Origin of the sequence: Tautonia marina (genome assembly GCF_009177065.1) — a bacterium.
Taxonomy (GTDB): domain Bacteria; phylum Planctomycetota; class Planctomycetia; order Isosphaerales; family Isosphaeraceae; genus Tautonia; species Tautonia marina.
Window position 1 is genome coordinate 32,084 of record NZ_WEZF01000016.1, and the last position, 16,821, is coordinate 48,904.

The 16,821-nt window shown below is 64.7% G+C and carries 12 protein-coding genes and 1 pseudogene; 2 read left to right on the plus strand and 11 right to left on the minus strand.

All coding sequences use genetic code 11. The annotated features are described in order from the left end of the window. Positions 1–47: 47 nt before the first annotated feature. Both GA615_RS18615 and GA615_RS18620 read right to left on the minus strand, forming a co-directional pair. Positions 48–1,646 carry a DUF1800 domain-containing protein gene (locus tag GA615_RS18615; protein WP_152052827.1) on the minus strand — a complete coding sequence of 533 codons (1,599 nt, stop codon included), beginning with the start codon at positions 1,644–1,646 and terminating at the stop codon, positions 48–50. A 42-nt stretch (positions 1,647–1,688) separates the two neighbouring features. Continuing rightward, positions 1,689–2,708 carry a DUF1559 domain-containing protein gene (locus tag GA615_RS18620; RefSeq protein WP_152052828.1) on the minus strand — a complete coding sequence of 340 codons (1,020 nt, stop codon included), beginning with the start codon at positions 2,706–2,708 and terminating at the stop codon, positions 1,689–1,691. Between the two features lie 422 nt (positions 2,709–3,130). Between GA615_RS18620 and GA615_RS18625 the strand changes: the two genes are divergently transcribed. Continuing rightward, positions 3,131–4,159 carry an SPL family radical SAM protein gene (locus GA615_RS18625; protein WP_152052829.1) on the plus strand — a complete coding sequence of 343 codons (1,029 nt, stop codon included), beginning with the start codon at positions 3,131–3,133 and terminating at the stop codon, positions 4,157–4,159. A gap of 11 nt (positions 4,160–4,170) precedes the next feature. On the opposite strand, the gene aroA is transcribed toward GA615_RS18625, so the two are convergent. The 9 genes and pseudogenes from aroA to GA615_RS18670 all read right to left on the minus strand — a co-directional run bounded on the left by aroA (position 4,171) and on the right by GA615_RS18670 (position 14,758). After that, positions 4,171–5,457, minus strand: coding sequence for a 3-phosphoshikimate 1-carboxyvinyltransferase (gene aroA, locus GA615_RS18630; protein ID WP_152052830.1), 1,287 nt, complete (start codon positions 5,455–5,457; stop codon positions 4,171–4,173). Positions 5,458–5,683: 226 nt separating this feature from the next. Beyond that, positions 5,684–6,142, minus strand: coding sequence for a DUF2262 domain-containing protein (locus tag GA615_RS18635; protein ID WP_152052831.1), 459 nt, complete (start codon positions 6,140–6,142; stop codon positions 5,684–5,686). 105 nt (positions 6,143–6,247) lie between these two features. Continuing rightward, a complete protein-coding gene (locus tag GA615_RS18640) occupies positions 6,248–6,565 on the minus strand; it encodes a DUF167 domain-containing protein (RefSeq protein WP_152052832.1) in 318 nt (105 codons plus the stop codon). Next, on the minus strand, positions 6,562–7,248 hold the full coding sequence (locus GA615_RS18645; protein WP_152052833.1) for a YggS family pyridoxal phosphate-dependent enzyme: 687 nt from the start codon (positions 7,246–7,248) through the stop codon (positions 6,562–6,564). Before GA615_RS18645 ends, GA615_RS18640 begins: the two co-directional genes overlap by 4 nt. 681 nt (positions 7,249–7,929) lie before the next feature. After that, positions 7,930–8,799 carry a metallophosphoesterase gene (locus tag GA615_RS18650; RefSeq protein ID WP_152052834.1) on the minus strand — a complete coding sequence of 290 codons (870 nt, stop codon included), beginning with the start codon at positions 8,797–8,799 and terminating at the stop codon, positions 7,930–7,932. 326 nt (positions 8,800–9,125) lie between these two features. Beyond that, positions 9,126–11,063 carry an ABC-F family ATP-binding cassette domain-containing protein gene (locus tag GA615_RS18655; RefSeq protein WP_152052835.1) on the minus strand — a complete coding sequence of 646 codons (1,938 nt, stop codon included), beginning with the start codon at positions 11,061–11,063 and terminating at the stop codon, positions 9,126–9,128. Beyond that, positions 11,060–11,251: pseudogene (locus GA615_RS18660) on the minus strand (DUF4058 family protein); the annotation flags it as partial. The pseudogene GA615_RS18660 and the gene GA615_RS18655, both read right to left, overlap by 4 nt. A 73-nt stretch (positions 11,252–11,324) precedes the next feature. After that, a complete protein-coding gene (locus tag GA615_RS18665) occupies positions 11,325–12,704 on the minus strand; it encodes an excinuclease ABC subunit UvrC (protein WP_152052837.1) in 1,380 nt (459 codons plus the stop codon). 200 nt (positions 12,705–12,904) lie between these two features. Next, positions 12,905–14,758, minus strand: a complete 1,854-nt coding sequence (locus GA615_RS18670) for a phospho-sugar mutase (protein WP_152052838.1) — start codon at positions 14,756–14,758, stop codon at positions 12,905–12,907. Between the two features lie 564 nt (positions 14,759–15,322). On the opposite strand from GA615_RS18670, the gene GA615_RS18675 reads away from it, so the two are divergent. Next, on the plus strand, positions 15,323–16,774 hold the full coding sequence (locus tag GA615_RS18675) for a CAP domain-containing protein (RefSeq protein WP_161602416.1): 1,452 nt from the start codon (positions 15,323–15,325) through the stop codon (positions 16,772–16,774). The last annotated feature ends 47 nt before the right edge of the window (positions 16,775–16,821 follow it).

Sequence of the window (16,821 nt, forward strand, 5' to 3'; positions counted from 1 at the left end):
AAGAGGATGCTCCTGTCTTGTTGAGGAGGTTCGGGAAGCGAATCGGTTCAGGCCATCTGAAATTCGGGAGAGGCGAGAATCAGGCGGACAACCAGGGCCGGTCGATCGGCGATCGGAGCAGCCTGGCAGACCCGAATCAACGCCTTGCGGGCAGTGGGACGGACCGGGGTGACGATCAGACGGTCGAGCATTGCATCGACTAGCGCGACCGGAGACTCGGGGAGTCCGTCCGGGAAAAGCGTTTCGGCATGGAATCGCGTTTTGATGCCGTCCCGGGTTCGCTCGGCGCCGCGGTCGGTCATGGCCTGTTCCATCCGTTCCATCCGTTCCTGCATCTGCGAAGGGTCGCGCGGAACGAGGAGGAACCGGTCGAACCCGATCGGCTCCAGGCCGTTGGGGATGCGGCTCTGCAACAGGGCATCGGCCATCTGGTAGCGCACGGCCAGGGTGCCCGAGCCGATCCAGGCCCGGCCGCCGGGCCATCCCTTGACGTTCGGCGGATCGAACAGTGCCTGGCCCATCGAGGCGGTCAGATCCGCAAGACTCGGGGTGGGTTCGACCTCCAGGCGAAGCTGTCGGCAGGCGCCGACGAGCAGTCGAACCGGACTCTTGATCAAGGTCCCCTGGGACGATTCCTCGTAAAACTCCGGGGCAGTGAATAGTTCGTGCAAAACCGGCCGCATCTCAAACCCGGAACCCCGGAAGGCGGAGGCCAGGCGATTGCGGAGGGTTCCCGCAGGATCGGCCGCGCCGAAGAAGTCGATGAGCCGGGACGCCAGGTGCAGGCCCGTCTCCTCTCGTGAGACGATCAGATCAAGCACCTCGTCGAGGCCGAAGCGTCCCGATCGGCCGAAGACGGTTTTCTCAGCGTCGTCGTGACGATCGGGGACGAAGGTGGCGTGCAAGCCGTCTCGTGAGAAGTTGCGCGGGGTGTCGGGTGCGGTGGGCCGATCGGGCTTTGAGACACCAGGAGGAACGTCAAGGGTCCAGCCGGTCAGTGCCCTGGCGGTTTCCTGGATGTCACGCTCGGTGTAGTGGCCGATGCCGAGGGTGAACAGTTCAAAGAGTTCTCGGGCGTAATTCTCGTTGGGTTGACGGGCATCGCTGTCTTCCAGATCGAGGTACATCATCATGGCGGCATCTCGGGAGATGGCGCCAAGCAGTTCGCGGAAGTTTCCCAGGGCGAATTGCCGCAGGGTGGCGTTCTGCTCGTACATGGCCTGCGAGATGCCGACCTTGTCGTTGGCACTGGTGAAATGGCCGTGCCAGAACAGGGTCATGACCTCCCGCAAGGGAGCGTCGGTGGTGATCATTCGGCCCAGCCACCAGGAGCGGAGGTCGTTCATCTCCGAGGCGTATCGGCGACGGGTTTGGCGGTGGTTTTCGGCCGATTCCTCGCGAGGGGTGTCGGCAAAGCGGCGCTCGGTGTTGACCCAGGGAATGCGAACCCAGTCGGGGGGACGGGGAGGCTCTGCGGCCTGGGCCGTATCGAGCAGGGATGCGACGGCCTGATCGACCGGTAGGTCGAGCAGCGCGTCGAGTTCCTCAGGAGTCGCACCGAAGCCGGCTCGACTCAGAAGATGAGCCGCCGAGGCGGCGTCGAGGCGACGAGGCTCGACGGCCTGAACCGTTTGCAACCGTTTCATGTTCGTGGACCTCATGATTCCCTTGGTGATTGTGCGTGGTGGTTAGAACTGATCGGCGGAGAGGACCTCGCCACCGGCACGAGTGGCGAGGGCTCGCCAGGTGGACAGGTTGATGGTTTCCTTGACGAACCGGACGCTGCCGTCGGCCATCAGGACGTTGACGCCGCCGGAATGGTTGCTTCGCGCGGCCATCCAGCCGCGGCCGTGGGCCGTGACATCAGGGATCTGGCTGTTGGGGGCCAGGTAGGCGTCGAAGGCCACCGGAACCTGTCGGCCCGAGATCCAGGAGTAGCCGCGATCGCCTCGCCATCGGGTCGTGGTGGCGGTCAAGGTGGCCAGGTCCGGGTTGACGACCGGTTGCCCGTTCATCACCAGCCCGGGATTGCCGCCGTTGGTCCGCAGAAGGGCTCCCAGGTTGGCCGTCTGTCGGTTTGCCTCGGCAGGCATCGGGCCTTCGGAGTCAAACCCGAGGCCGAGCAAGCACTGGGAGGCCGCCATGGTGCTCGAGAGACCGTCTCGAAGGTCGGCCAGGCGAACGGCCGATCCATTCCAGAACAGGCCGTCGGTTCGGTGGTTGATGTCGTACGAGGTGCCTGTCCCTGACCCCACGTTGACGACGTAGTTCGTGCCCGCCATCCGACCGCCGAAATACTGGTCAAACATCGGTTCGTGGGCATCGCTCGGGCAGAGAAAACCGCGGACGATCGTTTGTGATGCCGTCGCCTGCGAGGGGTTCAGGCTGATCCAGGGGCCAGAGCCGACATAAAGCGGCAACTCGAAGTTGATCAGTGTTCGGAGGTTCTCTTGCTCCATGAACGGCAAGATGCGGGCGTGGACCGAGTAGCCAAACGCCGTCGATTCGCCGAAGCCGGGCAAGGCCCCGACACTCGACTCGTAGTTGTGCAGCGCCAGGCCCATCTGCTTCAGGTTGTTCTGACTGCTCATCCGATTGGCCGCCTCGCGGGCCGACTGCACCGCCGGCAGCACCAGGGCGATCAGAATGCCGATGATGGCAATGACCACCAGTAACTCGATGAGCGTGAAGCCGCGGGATCGTTTCATGAGGTGCATCAGTCGTCCTTTGAAGATATCTTGGCGTCTTCAAACCTTTTGGCTCGCAGCGCGCACGATGATCGGGACCCGGAACCTCGGGCGCACCACGGCCAGCAACGCGCGGGGGATCACCTCCGAGGGGAACTCTCCCCCCGGTCTCCCGTTCCATCGCTCGGGAAGACCGACCGCGCAGAATCGAGAATGAATTCTCGTTATCAAAATGAAGCCGAACTGCTTCGTTGTCAAGGGGGGAGTGCGGGAGGGGTGAGAAGGGTTCGGGAGCGGTGTGAGCGATCCGAGCGTTGGCGATTGTTCGCTGGCTCGGTTGCCTTCTGTACAGAACGGCAGTAAAATTCGTCCGTACACTTGGGGCTCAGGTACGAGGGACCGGGACGAGTCCGGCCGACTCCTCTGTGACGGAGGGAGCGACGATGGAGCTTGCGATCGCGGAACCGGAGCAGGGGATGCTCGGTCGATCGGTGCCGATGCCGAGCGTGCGGCAGGTCCGACGGCGGGGGCCCTTGTTGCGACCGGCTCGGGGAGGGGTGCAGGAGTCGGGGCTTTATGGATTCGACCTGACGGCCGGGTGCGCGATGGGGTGCGCGTTCTGCTTCGTGAAGGGGACGGTGCGCGATCCAGGGCCGGGGCGGTTGCTGTTCGATCCGGGGGTGGTTGAGGCGATCGGCCCGGCGATTGAGGCGCTCGACGTGCCGCCGAAACGGGTGGTGTTGAGCCCGAGTAGTGATCCGCTGCCGCCGATCCGGGAGATTCGGTCGGCAACGCTCCGGATCATCGAGCAATTGCTTGAGCGGGGGATCGAGGTCGTTTTGATGACCCGAGGGCGTGTGACGCGGGACCTGGCGCGGTTGCTCGGGTCGGCTCCGGATCGGGTGCGGGTGGCGGTGGGTGTGACGACGCTCGGCCGATCCCTGAGCCGGGCGCTGGAGCCGATGGCCCCCCTGGGGCCTCGCCGGCTGAAGGGGATCGAATGCCTGATCGAGGCCGGGGTTCCGGTTGAGGCCCGGATTGAGCCGTTGATCCCCGGCCTGACCGAAACGAGGGAGAATCTCCGGCCGTTGCTCCGGGAACTGGGGAAAATCGGCGTCCGCGAGGCGATGGCGCACTACGCCTTCTTGCAACCGGCGGTGATCCCCTCACTTCGGGAGGCACTGACGCCGCTTGGTCATGCCGAGCGTCTGGTGGACCTTTACGAAGGGGGGCCGGTGTTTTCGGTCGGCGAGGCCGGAGCGACGAAGCACGTGCCGCTCGATGCGCGTCGGGAAGGCTTGGCGCGGGTCATTGCCTGGGGGGCCGAGTTCGGATTGATCGTGACGACGGGCTCTGCCCAGAATCCGGACCTGCCCCGGCTGGATGCCGCAACGCCCAGGGGAGAGGATTCTGGACCGAATCCTCGATCACCTGAACGCAAGAAACCCATCCGAGAACCGGCCACGGTATAACGCGCGGCCGGTCAGCCGAGGCGGGCCAGATCATCCCAGAAGCCTGGGTAGGTCTTGGCCACGCAACCGGGGTCGAGGATCGTCACCCCCTTGGCCTTCAGGCCGACGAGGGCGAAGGACATGGCCATCCGGTGGTCGTCGTAGGTCTGGATGCGGGCGGGGGTGATGGTTGACGGTGGGAAGATCATCAGGCCGTCGGGCTGCTCGTCCACCTCGGCACCGAGCTTGCGCAGTTCGGCGGCGAGGGCGGCGATGCGGTCGGTTTCCTTGTGCCGGATGTGGGCGATGTTGCGGATCCGGGTCGGCCCGTCGGCGAAGAGGGCGACGGCGGCGAGGGTCATCACCGTGTCGCTGATGGCGTTCATGTCCACGTCGATCCCGACGAGCGGCGCGTTGCCGGTGACGGTGATCGACGACTTCGACCGCTCGACGGTGCAGCCCATGTGCTCCAGGAGGTCGACGAAGCCGACGTCCCCCTGGATGCTCTCGGTCCCGAGCCCCTCGACGGTGATCGACCCGCCGGTGATCGCCGCCGCGGCGAAGAAGTAGCTGGCGGCCGAGGCGTCGGGCTCGATCGCGTAGGATCGGGCCGAGTAGGGGGCCGGCTCGACGTTGAACCGCTTGAAGTCGCGGTTGCTGATCCGACGACCGAATGCGGCCATCACCTCCATCGTCATGGCGATGTACGGCTTCGAGACGAGCGTGCCCATCACCTCCACCGTCGTCGGCCCCTTGGCGCAGGGCAGGGCCATCAGCAGGCCGCTGAGGAACTGGCTCGACACGTCCCCCCGGACCTCGGCATAGCCGCCGTCGAGCCCGTCGGCCTGGACGATCACGGGCGGGCAACCGTTGTCGAACTCGCTCCGGGCATCGGCCCCGAGGCGGTTGAGCGCCAGCAGCAAATCGGCCACCGGACGCTCGCGCATCCGGGGGACGCCATCGAGCCGGTACGTCCCCCGGGTCACGCAGACCATTGCCGTCAGGAACCGCAAGGTCGTCCCCGAGTTCCCGACGAACAGATCGGCCGATTCGGCCGGCAGGTGCCGCCCCCGGCCTTCGATGACGATCGTGGCCGAGGCGGGATCGTGCTCGACGCTCAGGCCCAGTCGGCGAAGGCTCTCGATCATCACCCGCGTGTCGTCGCTGTCGAGGGCGCCGGTCAGGGTGCTCCGGCCTCGGGCCAGCCCGGCGACCACGAGCGCCCGATTCGTCAGGCTTTTCGACCCCGGCACCCGGACGGTTGCCTTCGGGGGGGAGGGCAGGGGGGTGACGGTCACTTCGGCGGGGTAGTCCGGCATGGGAGGGGGCTCGGGCGGTCGGTGCTCTTGCGATCGGGTCGTGACGATGCCGGCGGGCTACCGGCTTCCTCCCCATCATACCTCAGACCCGCCCCCACCGCGGCGCCTGCTCCGGAGACCTGCCCCTGTTCTTGAGAAGGATAATTGAGTTCCTCAGAGGCGACCCAGTCCATATGGCGTTAATCATGTCTCTCCTGTCCCGTCATCAGAGGTTTTCGGCGTGTGGTCAGCCCCAGAGTTGAGGTTCATCAATGAAATGCTCGCCCCTTCCTCTCACGGACAATACGATCGCGTGACCGCCGAAAAGCCCAGCGTCGTTGTAGTAGAGCGTAGCAACTCGATCTTCCAGAATGCTGACCCCTGACATGCTAATGGCTTCTTGAAATCCCTCTTTTGTGATCACTTCGTCGATTTCCTCGTCGTACCAACCACTTTTCCAGCCCTCGAACATATGATCTGCAATAAAGGCTCGAATGGAAGGTTCGTTGATCACAATCCAACTGACACAATCCCGGATTTCCGTTAAGCCCTGATGTTCCAAAGGTAGACGGCTGTCCTCAGGGGTAATGCCAACTCGGACTGACTTTCCGCTCGGAACGGTGAACGCAAAGACCCATTCTCCACGGACGGCATCCCATCTCAGCCTCCCCAGGACAGGATCATCGATAGCCTCGTGCTCGGACATCGGATGCCCTCTCTGATTTAAGAGGTGTCGAAGGTCAGATCGGGTGCGGACCGAAAGTCATCAATTGCCGAGCACGGCTTGCCTTTGGCTGAAACCTTTGCGTCATTAGCGCTTCGTCGAAGAGGTGGAAGGCAGAGTAGCCGCCAGGCGATTGCGAACCTCGTCCGGCGTCAATCCGGAGATCAAGAACCGCTTCTGGCGGCTCGTCGGGCCGGACAGAAGGACAATTGCGGACGGCTTGCAACCAACCACCTCGGCCAGCAAGGTCGCCAGGGCAGCATTCGCCTTGCCCTTATCCGGAGGGGCGGAGACGGCGAGGCGGAGGGCACCGTTGCGCTCGCCGAGGACGCCGGGACGCTTCGCGCCGGGCTGGGCGACGACGGGGATGACGGTGCCATCGGCGTGGGCCGTCAGGGTGATCACGGCGCGTCGAGCCCCTCGAACAGGGCCGAGCCGACGCGGACGAGCGTGGCCCCTTCCTCGATGCCGGCCTCGAAGTCGCCGGACATGCCCATCGAAAGCTCGGGGAGGTCGAGGCCGGTGCGTGAGCGCATCTGGTCGCGCAGGTCGCGGAGCAGGGCGAAGGTGGGGCGGGCCTCCTCGTTGGTCGTGTCGTAGCCGGCCATCGTCATCAGGCCGACGATCGGGACGCGAGCACAGGAGGCGATGGCCTCGGCCTCGGCGAGCATCGCCTCGGGAGACCAGCCGTGCTTGGCCTCCTCGCCCGAGCAATTGGCCTGGAGCAGGACGGCGGGGGGAGACTCTAGGGCGTCGATCAGGCGGAGCAGCTTGAGCGAGTCGACGCTGTGGATCAGGTGGACCATCGCCGCGGTGCGCTTGGCCTTGTTCGTTTGCAGGTGGCCGATCAGGTGCCAGCGGACGGGCTGATCGGCCAGCGCCTCGACCTTCTTCCAGAGCTCCTGGGGGAAGTTCTCGCCCAGGTCGAGCTGCCCGTGGGCGATGAGCGGCAGGATCCGCTCGGGCGGGTTCTTCTTCGTGACCGCGACCAGCCGGACGGCATCGGGGGCGCGGCCCGATCGGCGGGCGGCCTCGGCGATCCGACCGCGGACGCGGTCCAGGTTCTCTCGAATGCGATCCTCAATCATGCTCCCAGTGTACCGAGGGGACGTCGTCCGACAAGCGGTCAATCCGGTGGTGCCTCCCCACAGGAAACGGCCGCCGAATCCAGAGGCAAGACTGCGCGCGAAGCGTGCATTTCGGAGCACAAGCCAAGGAGAGCCCCGAAGGATGGAGGAACCGAGGGCAACTCTCGGTCGAATTTTTTTCCGATCGCAAGTGGTTGAGCCAACGAGCTTAGCGCATCACGGAGCGGGGAAGCCCAATGCGATGGCGGGTCACGCGCGCCGCTTTGGCACTCAGGTTGCTTTCTCTTTTCCACATCAAAGGCACGAGCCAACGCGGAATGCATCGGGCTTGTGAGTCCTTCTCATTGACAAGCAATCACCCCACCCCTTGGCGACGACCGGCTTCGATCGGTCAACCGCCAAAGGGCGAGCGGGTTGCCTCGCACGACCCCCCCGCTCGCCCTGTCTTACACCGATTCTTCCCTGGAAGCGCATGAAACGCTCGGGGAGAGTCACCAACCTGAGCTGGTCGGGGTCTCCCTCCTTGAGCTATGGGAGAGGTGGTTCGAGGAGGCGAACCCCGGCCGGCTTATTCAAAACGGCCCGATTGATCGGACTTCGGTCCTTTCGATCGGGCCGTTTTTGATTGTTCAGGGGGCGATTCGTTTCCGCCCTGGTTCCCCGGCTCAACACCCAGGCGGATCATCCCGAGGCCAGGTCGATCAGCCGGACGCCGTCCTTGAGGGAATCGACCGTGACCGGCTCGGTCGCAGGAAAGAGGCAGTAGGCCGGATAGGGGCCGGTGCCGTCGATGATGAGCTGGCGGTGGTTGGCCACGCGGAAGCTGTCGTCGCAGGGCTGGTGCCCGGTGATGAAGCAGTCGGCATCGACCAAGGCGGCGAAGCGGTCGGCCGTCTCGGGGCGGTCGTCGCGTCCCCAGGTCATTGCATACACGGCCCCGCCGCGCTGCATGGAGGAGGGGGGCCAGACGCCCGTATGCAAGGGTTCGAGGTCGAGATCGTCGAGCATCTTGCCGTCGGGCAGGGTGTGGCAGAGCATCACCCGGTTCGGGCATCGGACGGCCAGCGGGAGGGAGCGAAAGAGGTCGTGGTAGGCCTCGATGATGGTGTCGGCCATCGGGCCGTAGGCCGTCTCGACCCCGGCCCGGAACAGGGCATTGAGCGCCACGCCGTTCTTGGCAATCGGTCGGTTGGTCAGTTCCGAGAGTTCGTGATTGCCCAAAATCAGGTGCACGCGCTCAGGAAACTGGCACTTGAGGGCCGCGACCAGATCGACCAGTTGATGCGACCGGTCTCCCCCCTCGTCCGGGTAGAAGCTGTCGCCGTGCACGAGTTCTTGCAGGACGAGATGGCGCTTCGGGTGGGTCTTCAGATCGGCGACGGCCAGGACCTTGCGGAAGGCGATCAGGTTGCCGTGCAGATCGCCGACGACCATGACGTCATCGACCGACTCGGGAGGGATCGCCACCACGCTCCCGACCCTGCCGGGAGTGGCCCGAGAGAGCATTGCCGCGCGGCGGATCAAGGGAAGAACGCGTTGCGGGTCGGGCATCAGATCGACTCGGTCGTGCCGGTGGGGGGTGAGGGTTCGGTGCGAAGGGGAAGGGCCGTTCGTCGGCCATCGATGGCGAAAGGTCCCTGAGCCCCCTCCCCCGCACACGCGGGAGCCGGTGGCCAAAGGCCGGATGAAGAAGGTTCCTGAACGAACGCCACGCCTTGCGATCTGGCCGAAGACCCCTCACCCCGGCCCTCTCCCCGCGAGCGGGGAGAGGGAGGCAGATTCAACCCTTGCCCCCGCAAGCGGGGGAGAAGGTGGTCGAAGGCCGGATGAGGGGGGCCGAGGCGTGATCGAACCAAGACGAACAAGCGGAAACCGTTCTAGCTATTATACTCCAGGGCCTCTTCCCAGTGCTCGTAAAGGGCCTTGATCGATTCGGCCAGCTCGTCGTAACGTTCCTGAGCGGCCCGAGCGCGATCGGCGTCTTTCCAGGTTTCGGAAAGGCCGAGGGCGTGTTCGAGTTCGCCCATCTCGGCCTCGACCTCGGCGATCTCGCGCTCGATGTCGGCGGCCTTGCGATAGGGGTACTTTTTCTTTTTCTTTCCCTTCGGAGGGGTGTCGGCCGATCGAGTCGCCGTGGAGGAGCCGCCCCCTTTGGCTGAGCCATTGCGGTCGTCGGCGGCGCGCTGACGGGCGGCGAGGGTCTCGGCCTCCTGATCGAGCATCCGGCGGTAGACCTCGTAATCCCCCTCGACCACCCGGGCGCGGCCGCCATCGACCACGATGAGCCGGTCGGCCACCTGGTTGAGAAAATAGCGGTCGTGGCTGACGACGAGGACAGTTCCTTCGAACTCCCGGATCGTCCGCTCCAGGGCGTCGCACGACCAGATGTCGAGGTGGTTTGTCGGCTCGTCCATCACCAGCAGGTTCGCCCCCGTGGCCGCCAGTCGGGCCAGGGCGGCCTTGCCCTTCTCGCCGCCGGAGAGCTTGCCGACGGTTTGCAAGGCCAGGTCTCCTGAGAGGCCGAACTTGCCGAGCAGGTCGCGGACATCCTGCATGACCCAGGATGGGTCATCATCGGGCCAGACAGCGCGGAGGACGGGGGTGTCGGCCGGAAGGGATTCGAGCCCCTGGTCGTAGTAGCCGACCGTGACCTTGTGGCCGAGCTTGACCTCCCCTTCGTCGGGCTTGATGCGGCCGATGAGGGTCTTGATGAGCGTGGACTTGCCCGCGCCGTTCGGCCCCATGATGGCGACACACTGGCCGCGCTGGACCTGGAGGTTCAAGTGGCTGAACAAGGGTTTGTCGTATGACTTACCCAGGTCCTTGGCCTCGATCACCACGTCTCCGGAGCGGACGACCTCATCGAAGCCCATCGGTGGGCCGGTGATGTTCCGCATCAGCTCGATATCTTCCGACATGACCCGTTCGAGCTTCTTCGCCTTGTCCTTGGCCTGGGTGGCCCGGGTGCCGGCGGAGAACTTGTCGATGAATTTCTGGAGGTGGGCGGCCTGCTCGGCCTGCTTCTCGGCGCGTCGTTCAAGGATCTTGGCCCGTTCCTCGCGGAGTTTCCAGTACTGGGAATAATTGCCGGGATAGGCGTCGACCCGCCCCTGGAACAGTTCCCAGATCTTCGTCACGGTCGCGTCGAGGAAGTAGCGGTCGTGGCTGACGATCACCATGCCGGTCGGCTGCCTCGACAGGTAGGCTTCGAGCCAGGAGACGGTGGCCACGTCGAGGTGGTTCGTCGGCTCGTCCAGAAGCATCAAATCGGGGCTTTCGAGCAGGAGCCGGGCCAGCATCAATCGCGATTGCTGCCCCCCGGAGAAGGTGCCGGCGGGGCGATGGAACTCCTCTGTTTTGAATCCAAGGCCGGAGACGATCTCCTCGACCCGGTGCTCGATGGCGTAGGCGTCCTGGTGTTCGAGCTGGTCCTGCAAATCGGTGTAGCGTCGGGACGCACGTTCGCGGTCGGCGTCGTCGTCAGCCTCGGCCATCTCTCGGGCGGCTTCTTCGAGTTCGTCCTGCAGTTCGAGCAAGGAGGCAAGGCCGGATCGGGCCACCTCGAACAGGGTTTTGTTCGGGTCGAAGTCGGGCTGTTGCTTCAGAAGGCTGACACGGATGCCTTGCCTGATGTTCAAACGGCCCATGTCGGGCTGATCAATGCCGGCGAGCAGGCGCATGAGGGTGGTCTTGCCCGCGCCGTTCGGCCCGACCAGGCCGATCCGCTCTCCGGCCCGGATTTCGAACGCAAGATCGGTGAAGATCGGGTCGCCGGTGTACTGGCGGCCGAGTCCGGAGGCGGAAGCGAGGATCATGAGTGGTCCGGGGGGGCAGGAGCGTTTGGGGTCGGTTCGGCTGTCGGCTGGGGGACGATCGCGGCGGCCCAGGCGGCGTCTTCGGGGCCGAGGGGGGGCTCGGGGCGGCCGTCGTAGATGTCGTAATGGTATCCGGCCGCGTCATAAATGCGATGCAAGATTCGCTGGAGGTCGAGCCGGGCGTCGGGATCAGGGGGCCGCGATCAAACGGTCAAGTCGAGCAGATTGGCCCTAGGTGTTGAGTCCGCAGGGCAAGGGACCTCAAGTCACATCATCGCCGAGGGTTCGCTTCGATCGCAACATGTGATGATAATGCTGGGCGAAGCGGTGCGACTCGTCGCGGACATATTGCAGCAGGCGGAGTGCGAACGATCGGCGGGAGAGGACGATGGGGTCGGGCCGGCCGGGGACGTAGATTTCTTCCGCCTGCTTGGCGAGGGAGATGAGCGTGGGGACCTCGACGCCGAGGGCCTTGAAGGCGTCGAGCGCGGCGTTGAGCTGCCCCTTGCCGCCGTCGATGAGGAAGATGTCGGGGAAAGGCTCGTCCCGTTCCTGAAGCCCCTGGATGCGGCGGGAGACGACCTCGCGGATCGAGGCGTAGTCATCGACTCCCTTGACGCTCTTGATCTTGTAGCGCCGATAGCCGGGCTTGAAGGGGAGGCCGTCGATGAAGGTGACGAGCGAGCCGACCGTCTCGGTGCCGCCGAGGTGGGCGATGTCGACGCCGTGAATCGTGCGGGGGGTGGTCGGGAGGTTCAGGACCTTCTGCAAGCCGCGGAGCCCCTTCTTTGGATCCTGGTAGAAGACCTCGGGTTGGGCGTGGTCTTCGAGATTCCCGCGGAGGTTGAGGTTCTGCAGGGCTTTCAGCTCATCGCGCAATCGGGCGGCCTTCTCGAACTGGAGGGCCTTGCTGGCCTCCTTCATCTCGTCTTCCATCTCGCGGAGGACGACGTCCTTCTTGCCTTCGAGAAAGAGGCGGAGGCGGCGGATGTCTTTTTTATAGGTTTCCTTGTCGATTCGGAGGTTGCAGGGGGCGGTGCACTGGTTGATCGAGTGCAGGAGGCAGGGACGGAACCATCGCCACCTTGGATCATCTTCATCAATGTCGAGCGAGCAGGTGCGGAATTTGAAAATGCGTTGAAGCACCTGAATGGCCCCGCGAAGCCCTTTGGCGCGGGGGAAGGGTCCGTAGAGCTTCACGCCGCGGTCGCGGGGTTCTCGGGTGAAGTTGACGCGGGGAAAGTCCTCGCCGGTGGTGATCTGGAGGTAGGGGAAGCTCTTGTCGTCCTTCAGGTCGGCGTTGTGCCTCGGCTGGATGTCCTTGATCAACCGGGCTTCCATGAGCAGGGCATCGACCTCGCTGTCGGCGTCGAGGTGGTCGAGATCCACCACCTCGCCGATCCAGTCGCGGATCCGAGGGTCGGTCTCGGCCCCCTTGACGAAGTAGGAGCCGACCCGGCTGCGCAGATTCTTGGCCTTGCCGATGTAAATGACGCGCCCCTGCGCGTCCTTCATCAGATAGACGCCGGGCGTTTTCGGCAGGGCTCGGATTTTGGCGCGCAGCGCAGAGGTTCCCTCCTCGGCAGGAGCGGTCTTCTTCGAGGAGGAGTTGGCGTCGGTTGTCGGCGAGGGGTCGGGCATGGCAAGGTCGCTCCGCGACGTGTTCCCCCTCGCAACTCCTGAACATGGGCGGCGATGAAGGGCAGGGGGGCTCCTCGTTATTGTTCGTCGGGAGGCAACTCCCGAAGCATCACGCATGCGAGAATCGGGCCTCGGCGGAGTTCCTCCAGCAGGTCGCTTGAAGGAACCCGGCCGGCTCGATCGGAAGGGGCCAGGGCGGCTCAGGCAGACTCCTCGGGCACCTTCGAGGCGATGTAACGGTGGATGTCCTCGGCCATCTGTTCCAGCCGCTGGGCGGTTTCGGCCTTGGCGGTGTCGACACTCGCGCCGTCGGCAAGGCCCGAGGTGTCGGTCCGGGCAAACAGATAGAACTTGATCTTCGGCTCGGTCCCGGAGGGTCGAGCGGCAAATCGGGTGCCGGGGGCGTCGAGCGTGAAGATGAGCAGGTCGCCGGACGGCTCGGGCAGGGGGGTTGGCGGAGCGCTTGAACCCGGGCGACGCGATTCGTGGCGGCCGTAGTCGTCGACTCGCGTCACCGCCAGGCCGCCGATCTGGTGCGGAGGATCTTCGCGGAGCGCGGCCATGAGCGACCGGATCTTTTCGAGGCCCGTGCGACCTTCGTAGACCTTGTTGATCAACGCCTCGCCGTAGTGGCCGTGCTTGCGGTACAGCTCATCGAGGTAGTCGAGGACGGTCTGGCCGCGCTCCTTGAGGGTTGCGACCAGCTCGGCAAAGAGCAACGCAGCGACGGCAGCGTCCTTGTCGCGGACATGGGTGCCGCGGAGGTAGCCGTGCGACTCCTCAAACCCGAACAGGAAGTTCGACGGCCCGGCGCGGTCGATCCGCTGGCCGATCCACTTAAACCCGACGAGCAGGTTGTCTTCCATGCCGATCCCGGCCTGCTCGGCAATCGAGCGGGTCATCGGCGTGCTGACGAGGGTGGTGACCATGTAATGATCGGGGCGGAGGCTCCCGGCCTTCTGGCATTGTTCCACCACGAAGGCCGCCAGCAAGGCACCAATCTGGTTGCCGGTCAACGTCGTCCAGGCTCCGGCCGACGAGGGGCCGACGGGCAGGGCCACGCCGATCCGGTCGGCGTCGGGGTCGCTGGCGATCACCAGATCGGCCCCGGTGCGGCGAGCCTCCTCGATTGCCGGTTCGAGCGTCCGGGGGACCTCGGGATTGGCCACGTGACCGGGGACGTTCGAAAAGTCGGGGTCCGGCTGACGCTGCGATTCGAGGACGTTGACCTTCGCAAATCCGGCCGCCCGAAGCGCCTCGCCGCAGGCCGAATCGCCGACCCCGTGCATCGGCGTGTAGACGATCGAGGCGTTCCTCGCGTCGGAAACCGACTGCGAGACGACGGCGGCGATGAAGGACCGATCAATCTCCTCGCCGACAAGCTGGATCGACCCGTCCTTGAGCCCTTCGTCCATCGAGACTTCGGGAATTTCACGCTCGGAGACGGCCTCGACGCAGGCAATGATCCCCGAGTCGTCGGGGGGGATGACCTGGCCCCCGGTGCTCGCGTAGCACTTGAAGCCGTTGTCCGATGGCGGATTGTGCGAGGCGGTGATCATGATTCCGCCGTCACACCCCAGATGTCGGACGGCAAAGGAGAGCAGGGGGGTCGATCGCGGCTCGGGAAAGAGGTAGACCGTGAATCCGGCCCCGGCCAGGACTCGGGCGCAGCACTCGGCGAACTCCTTCGAGTTGCGCCGGGCGTCTCGGGCGATCACACACGACCGCTTCGCGTCTGATCCTTTGCGAGAGGTGACGTAATCGGCCAAGCCTCGGGCGCTCTCGGCGATGGTGCGCTCGTTCAGGACGTTCGTGCCGATCGGGTACATCCGGCCTCGGCGTCCGCCGGTCCCAAATTCGAGAACGGCGAAAAAGGCGTCGTCCAGCTCTCGCCAGCGCTGCTGCTCAATGTCGGCTCGGAGCCGATCGCGGTAGGGGACGAACGGCGACTCGATCAACCAGCGGCGAATGTTCTTCGCCGCCGACTCGGAGAGCTTTCCCTCGGCCACCGCCTGAGCGACACGAGCCACGGAGTCGTCCTGAGCCGTAGACATGAGACCCTTTTCCCTCGATGCGAACTCATTGCAACCACGAATGCTCGGCACGATCGCCGGGCCGGATGGGCGGGCCGGAGGAAGACCGACCGCCCACAGGCTATCCGCGCAGCCAAAGGGCCTTCAAGACCACGGCGTCGGTCGATTGCGTCGCTCGGCAGGGCTCGGCATGATCCCGACAACCGGAACACCTTCACAGGTCGTCCGGCGCAACTTCAATCTTTAACGAAACTTGCGTTTGGAGTTCCTACCTCCACTCTTGTAAAAAGGCGGTCCCGACCGGGGGAAAATGCGTGCTGGGCGGCGGCGATTTCCTGGTGTGAAACCAGGAAACTCCGGGCCTGTATCATGATGAATGGCAGTAAGTTACGGAACGATCGCCAGAGATCTGTCACGACTCGAAAGATTTCTGGCACAGCCATTGCGATTGCTCTTGACATCTGGCAACGGCGATTTTCAACCGCCAATGCCGCTCAAGACGGACGATCGAATCGCCAATAATTCTTCTATTCCGTGCCCTTCCCTATGGCAGGGACAGGGCTCAACCAAGACAGGGAGGTCTTGATGGCTCGCCCCACGACGCGACGATCGCCTCGGTTGGAGACTCTGGAAGCCCGCAAGCTCCTGTCTGCCGACGTGACCGGCGAACAGCAACTGATGCTGGAACTGATCAACGAGGCACTGATCAATCCCGAGTCGGCCGCTGAGCGGGTGGAGCAAGGGTTGACCCGGGGGGCCATCACCGCAATTACCCGGGACGGCGATTCGGTTGAGTCCGTCATCTCCGACATTGCGTCCTCCGACTCCCGACCTCCGGTCGCCTGGGACGCTTCGCTCGCCGACGCGGCCAAGCGGCACACCGAATACCAGATTCGCCTCGGCGGTCAGACCCACGACGGCCCCAAGGGGCTGGAAACCGCCACCGATCGAGTGATTGCCGCCGGATACGGCAATCCCGATACCGTTGCCGAGAATATCATCTACGGCGTCGATTCTTCTGAACACGCCATGCGGGCCTTCCTGGCCGACTACGGGCCTGGCAACTCCCAGGACCCGCACCGAGAGAACATCCTGCAAACCTCCTCCGACCGCAACGAGAGCCATCAGGACGTCGGCGTGGCCATCTTGCCGGTGGAAGTCTCGGTGGATCGATCCACCCCCTTCGGCTCTCCCACGCCCTCGACCGAGACGAAGCTGGTCGTTACCCAGGTCTTCGCCCGCAAGGAGGAGGCCGCCCCGAAGATTCTCGGCGTGGTCTTCGACGACTCGAACAACGACCAGTTCTATGATCTGGGCGAAGGGGTTTCCAACGCCGAGGTCACGATCACCAACTCGGGCACCGGCCAGTCGTCTCGCGTGACCACCTGGTCGTCCGGCGGCTACCAGGCCGAGGTGACTCCCGGTGTTCACCAGGTCGAGGTCCGCGTGAACGACCGCCTGGTCGGCCGCCGAGACGTGGTTGTCGGTCGGGAAAACACCAAGATTGATTTCCGAGTCAACGACGCCCCCAGAACCGTCTTGCAGATGCCGGTGTCCAGCACCCCCCGATCGACCGCAACCAGCACCGTCCGGCCCTCGGTCGCTCCCGTCGCTCAGCGAACCGTAACATTCACACCAGCCTCGACTCCGGCTCCGGCCCCTGCTCCGACCCCAGCCCCAAGTTCAGCCCCAACCCCGACCCAAATTCCGTCTCGCTCCCAGTTCACCTCGCCGAATGTGGCCACCCGAACTCGGGCTTCGGAGCAAGCTCCGGCCGCGCCACCGACCCTCTCTCCGGCGAGCCTCGACCCGACGCCGAGCAACGTCAACGTGATCTCCGCCTCCCGCGTTGATGCCCGGCCCGTCGCTCGGGAAACCCGCACGTTCACCAACGCTCGACCCAATCCTCCCGAACCGACCGAAAACTCCTCGGCGCTCACGCTTCTGAAGTCGAGCCTCAGCGGCGGCAGCGTCCGATCCTGGCGAATCGCCGAGGGTTCGGCATCCGACTCCACCCTGTCCGCGTCGAGCCGATAAGTTCCGCCTTCCGGGTGATTGATGCACGGTGAGCAGCGGCCCCGGTC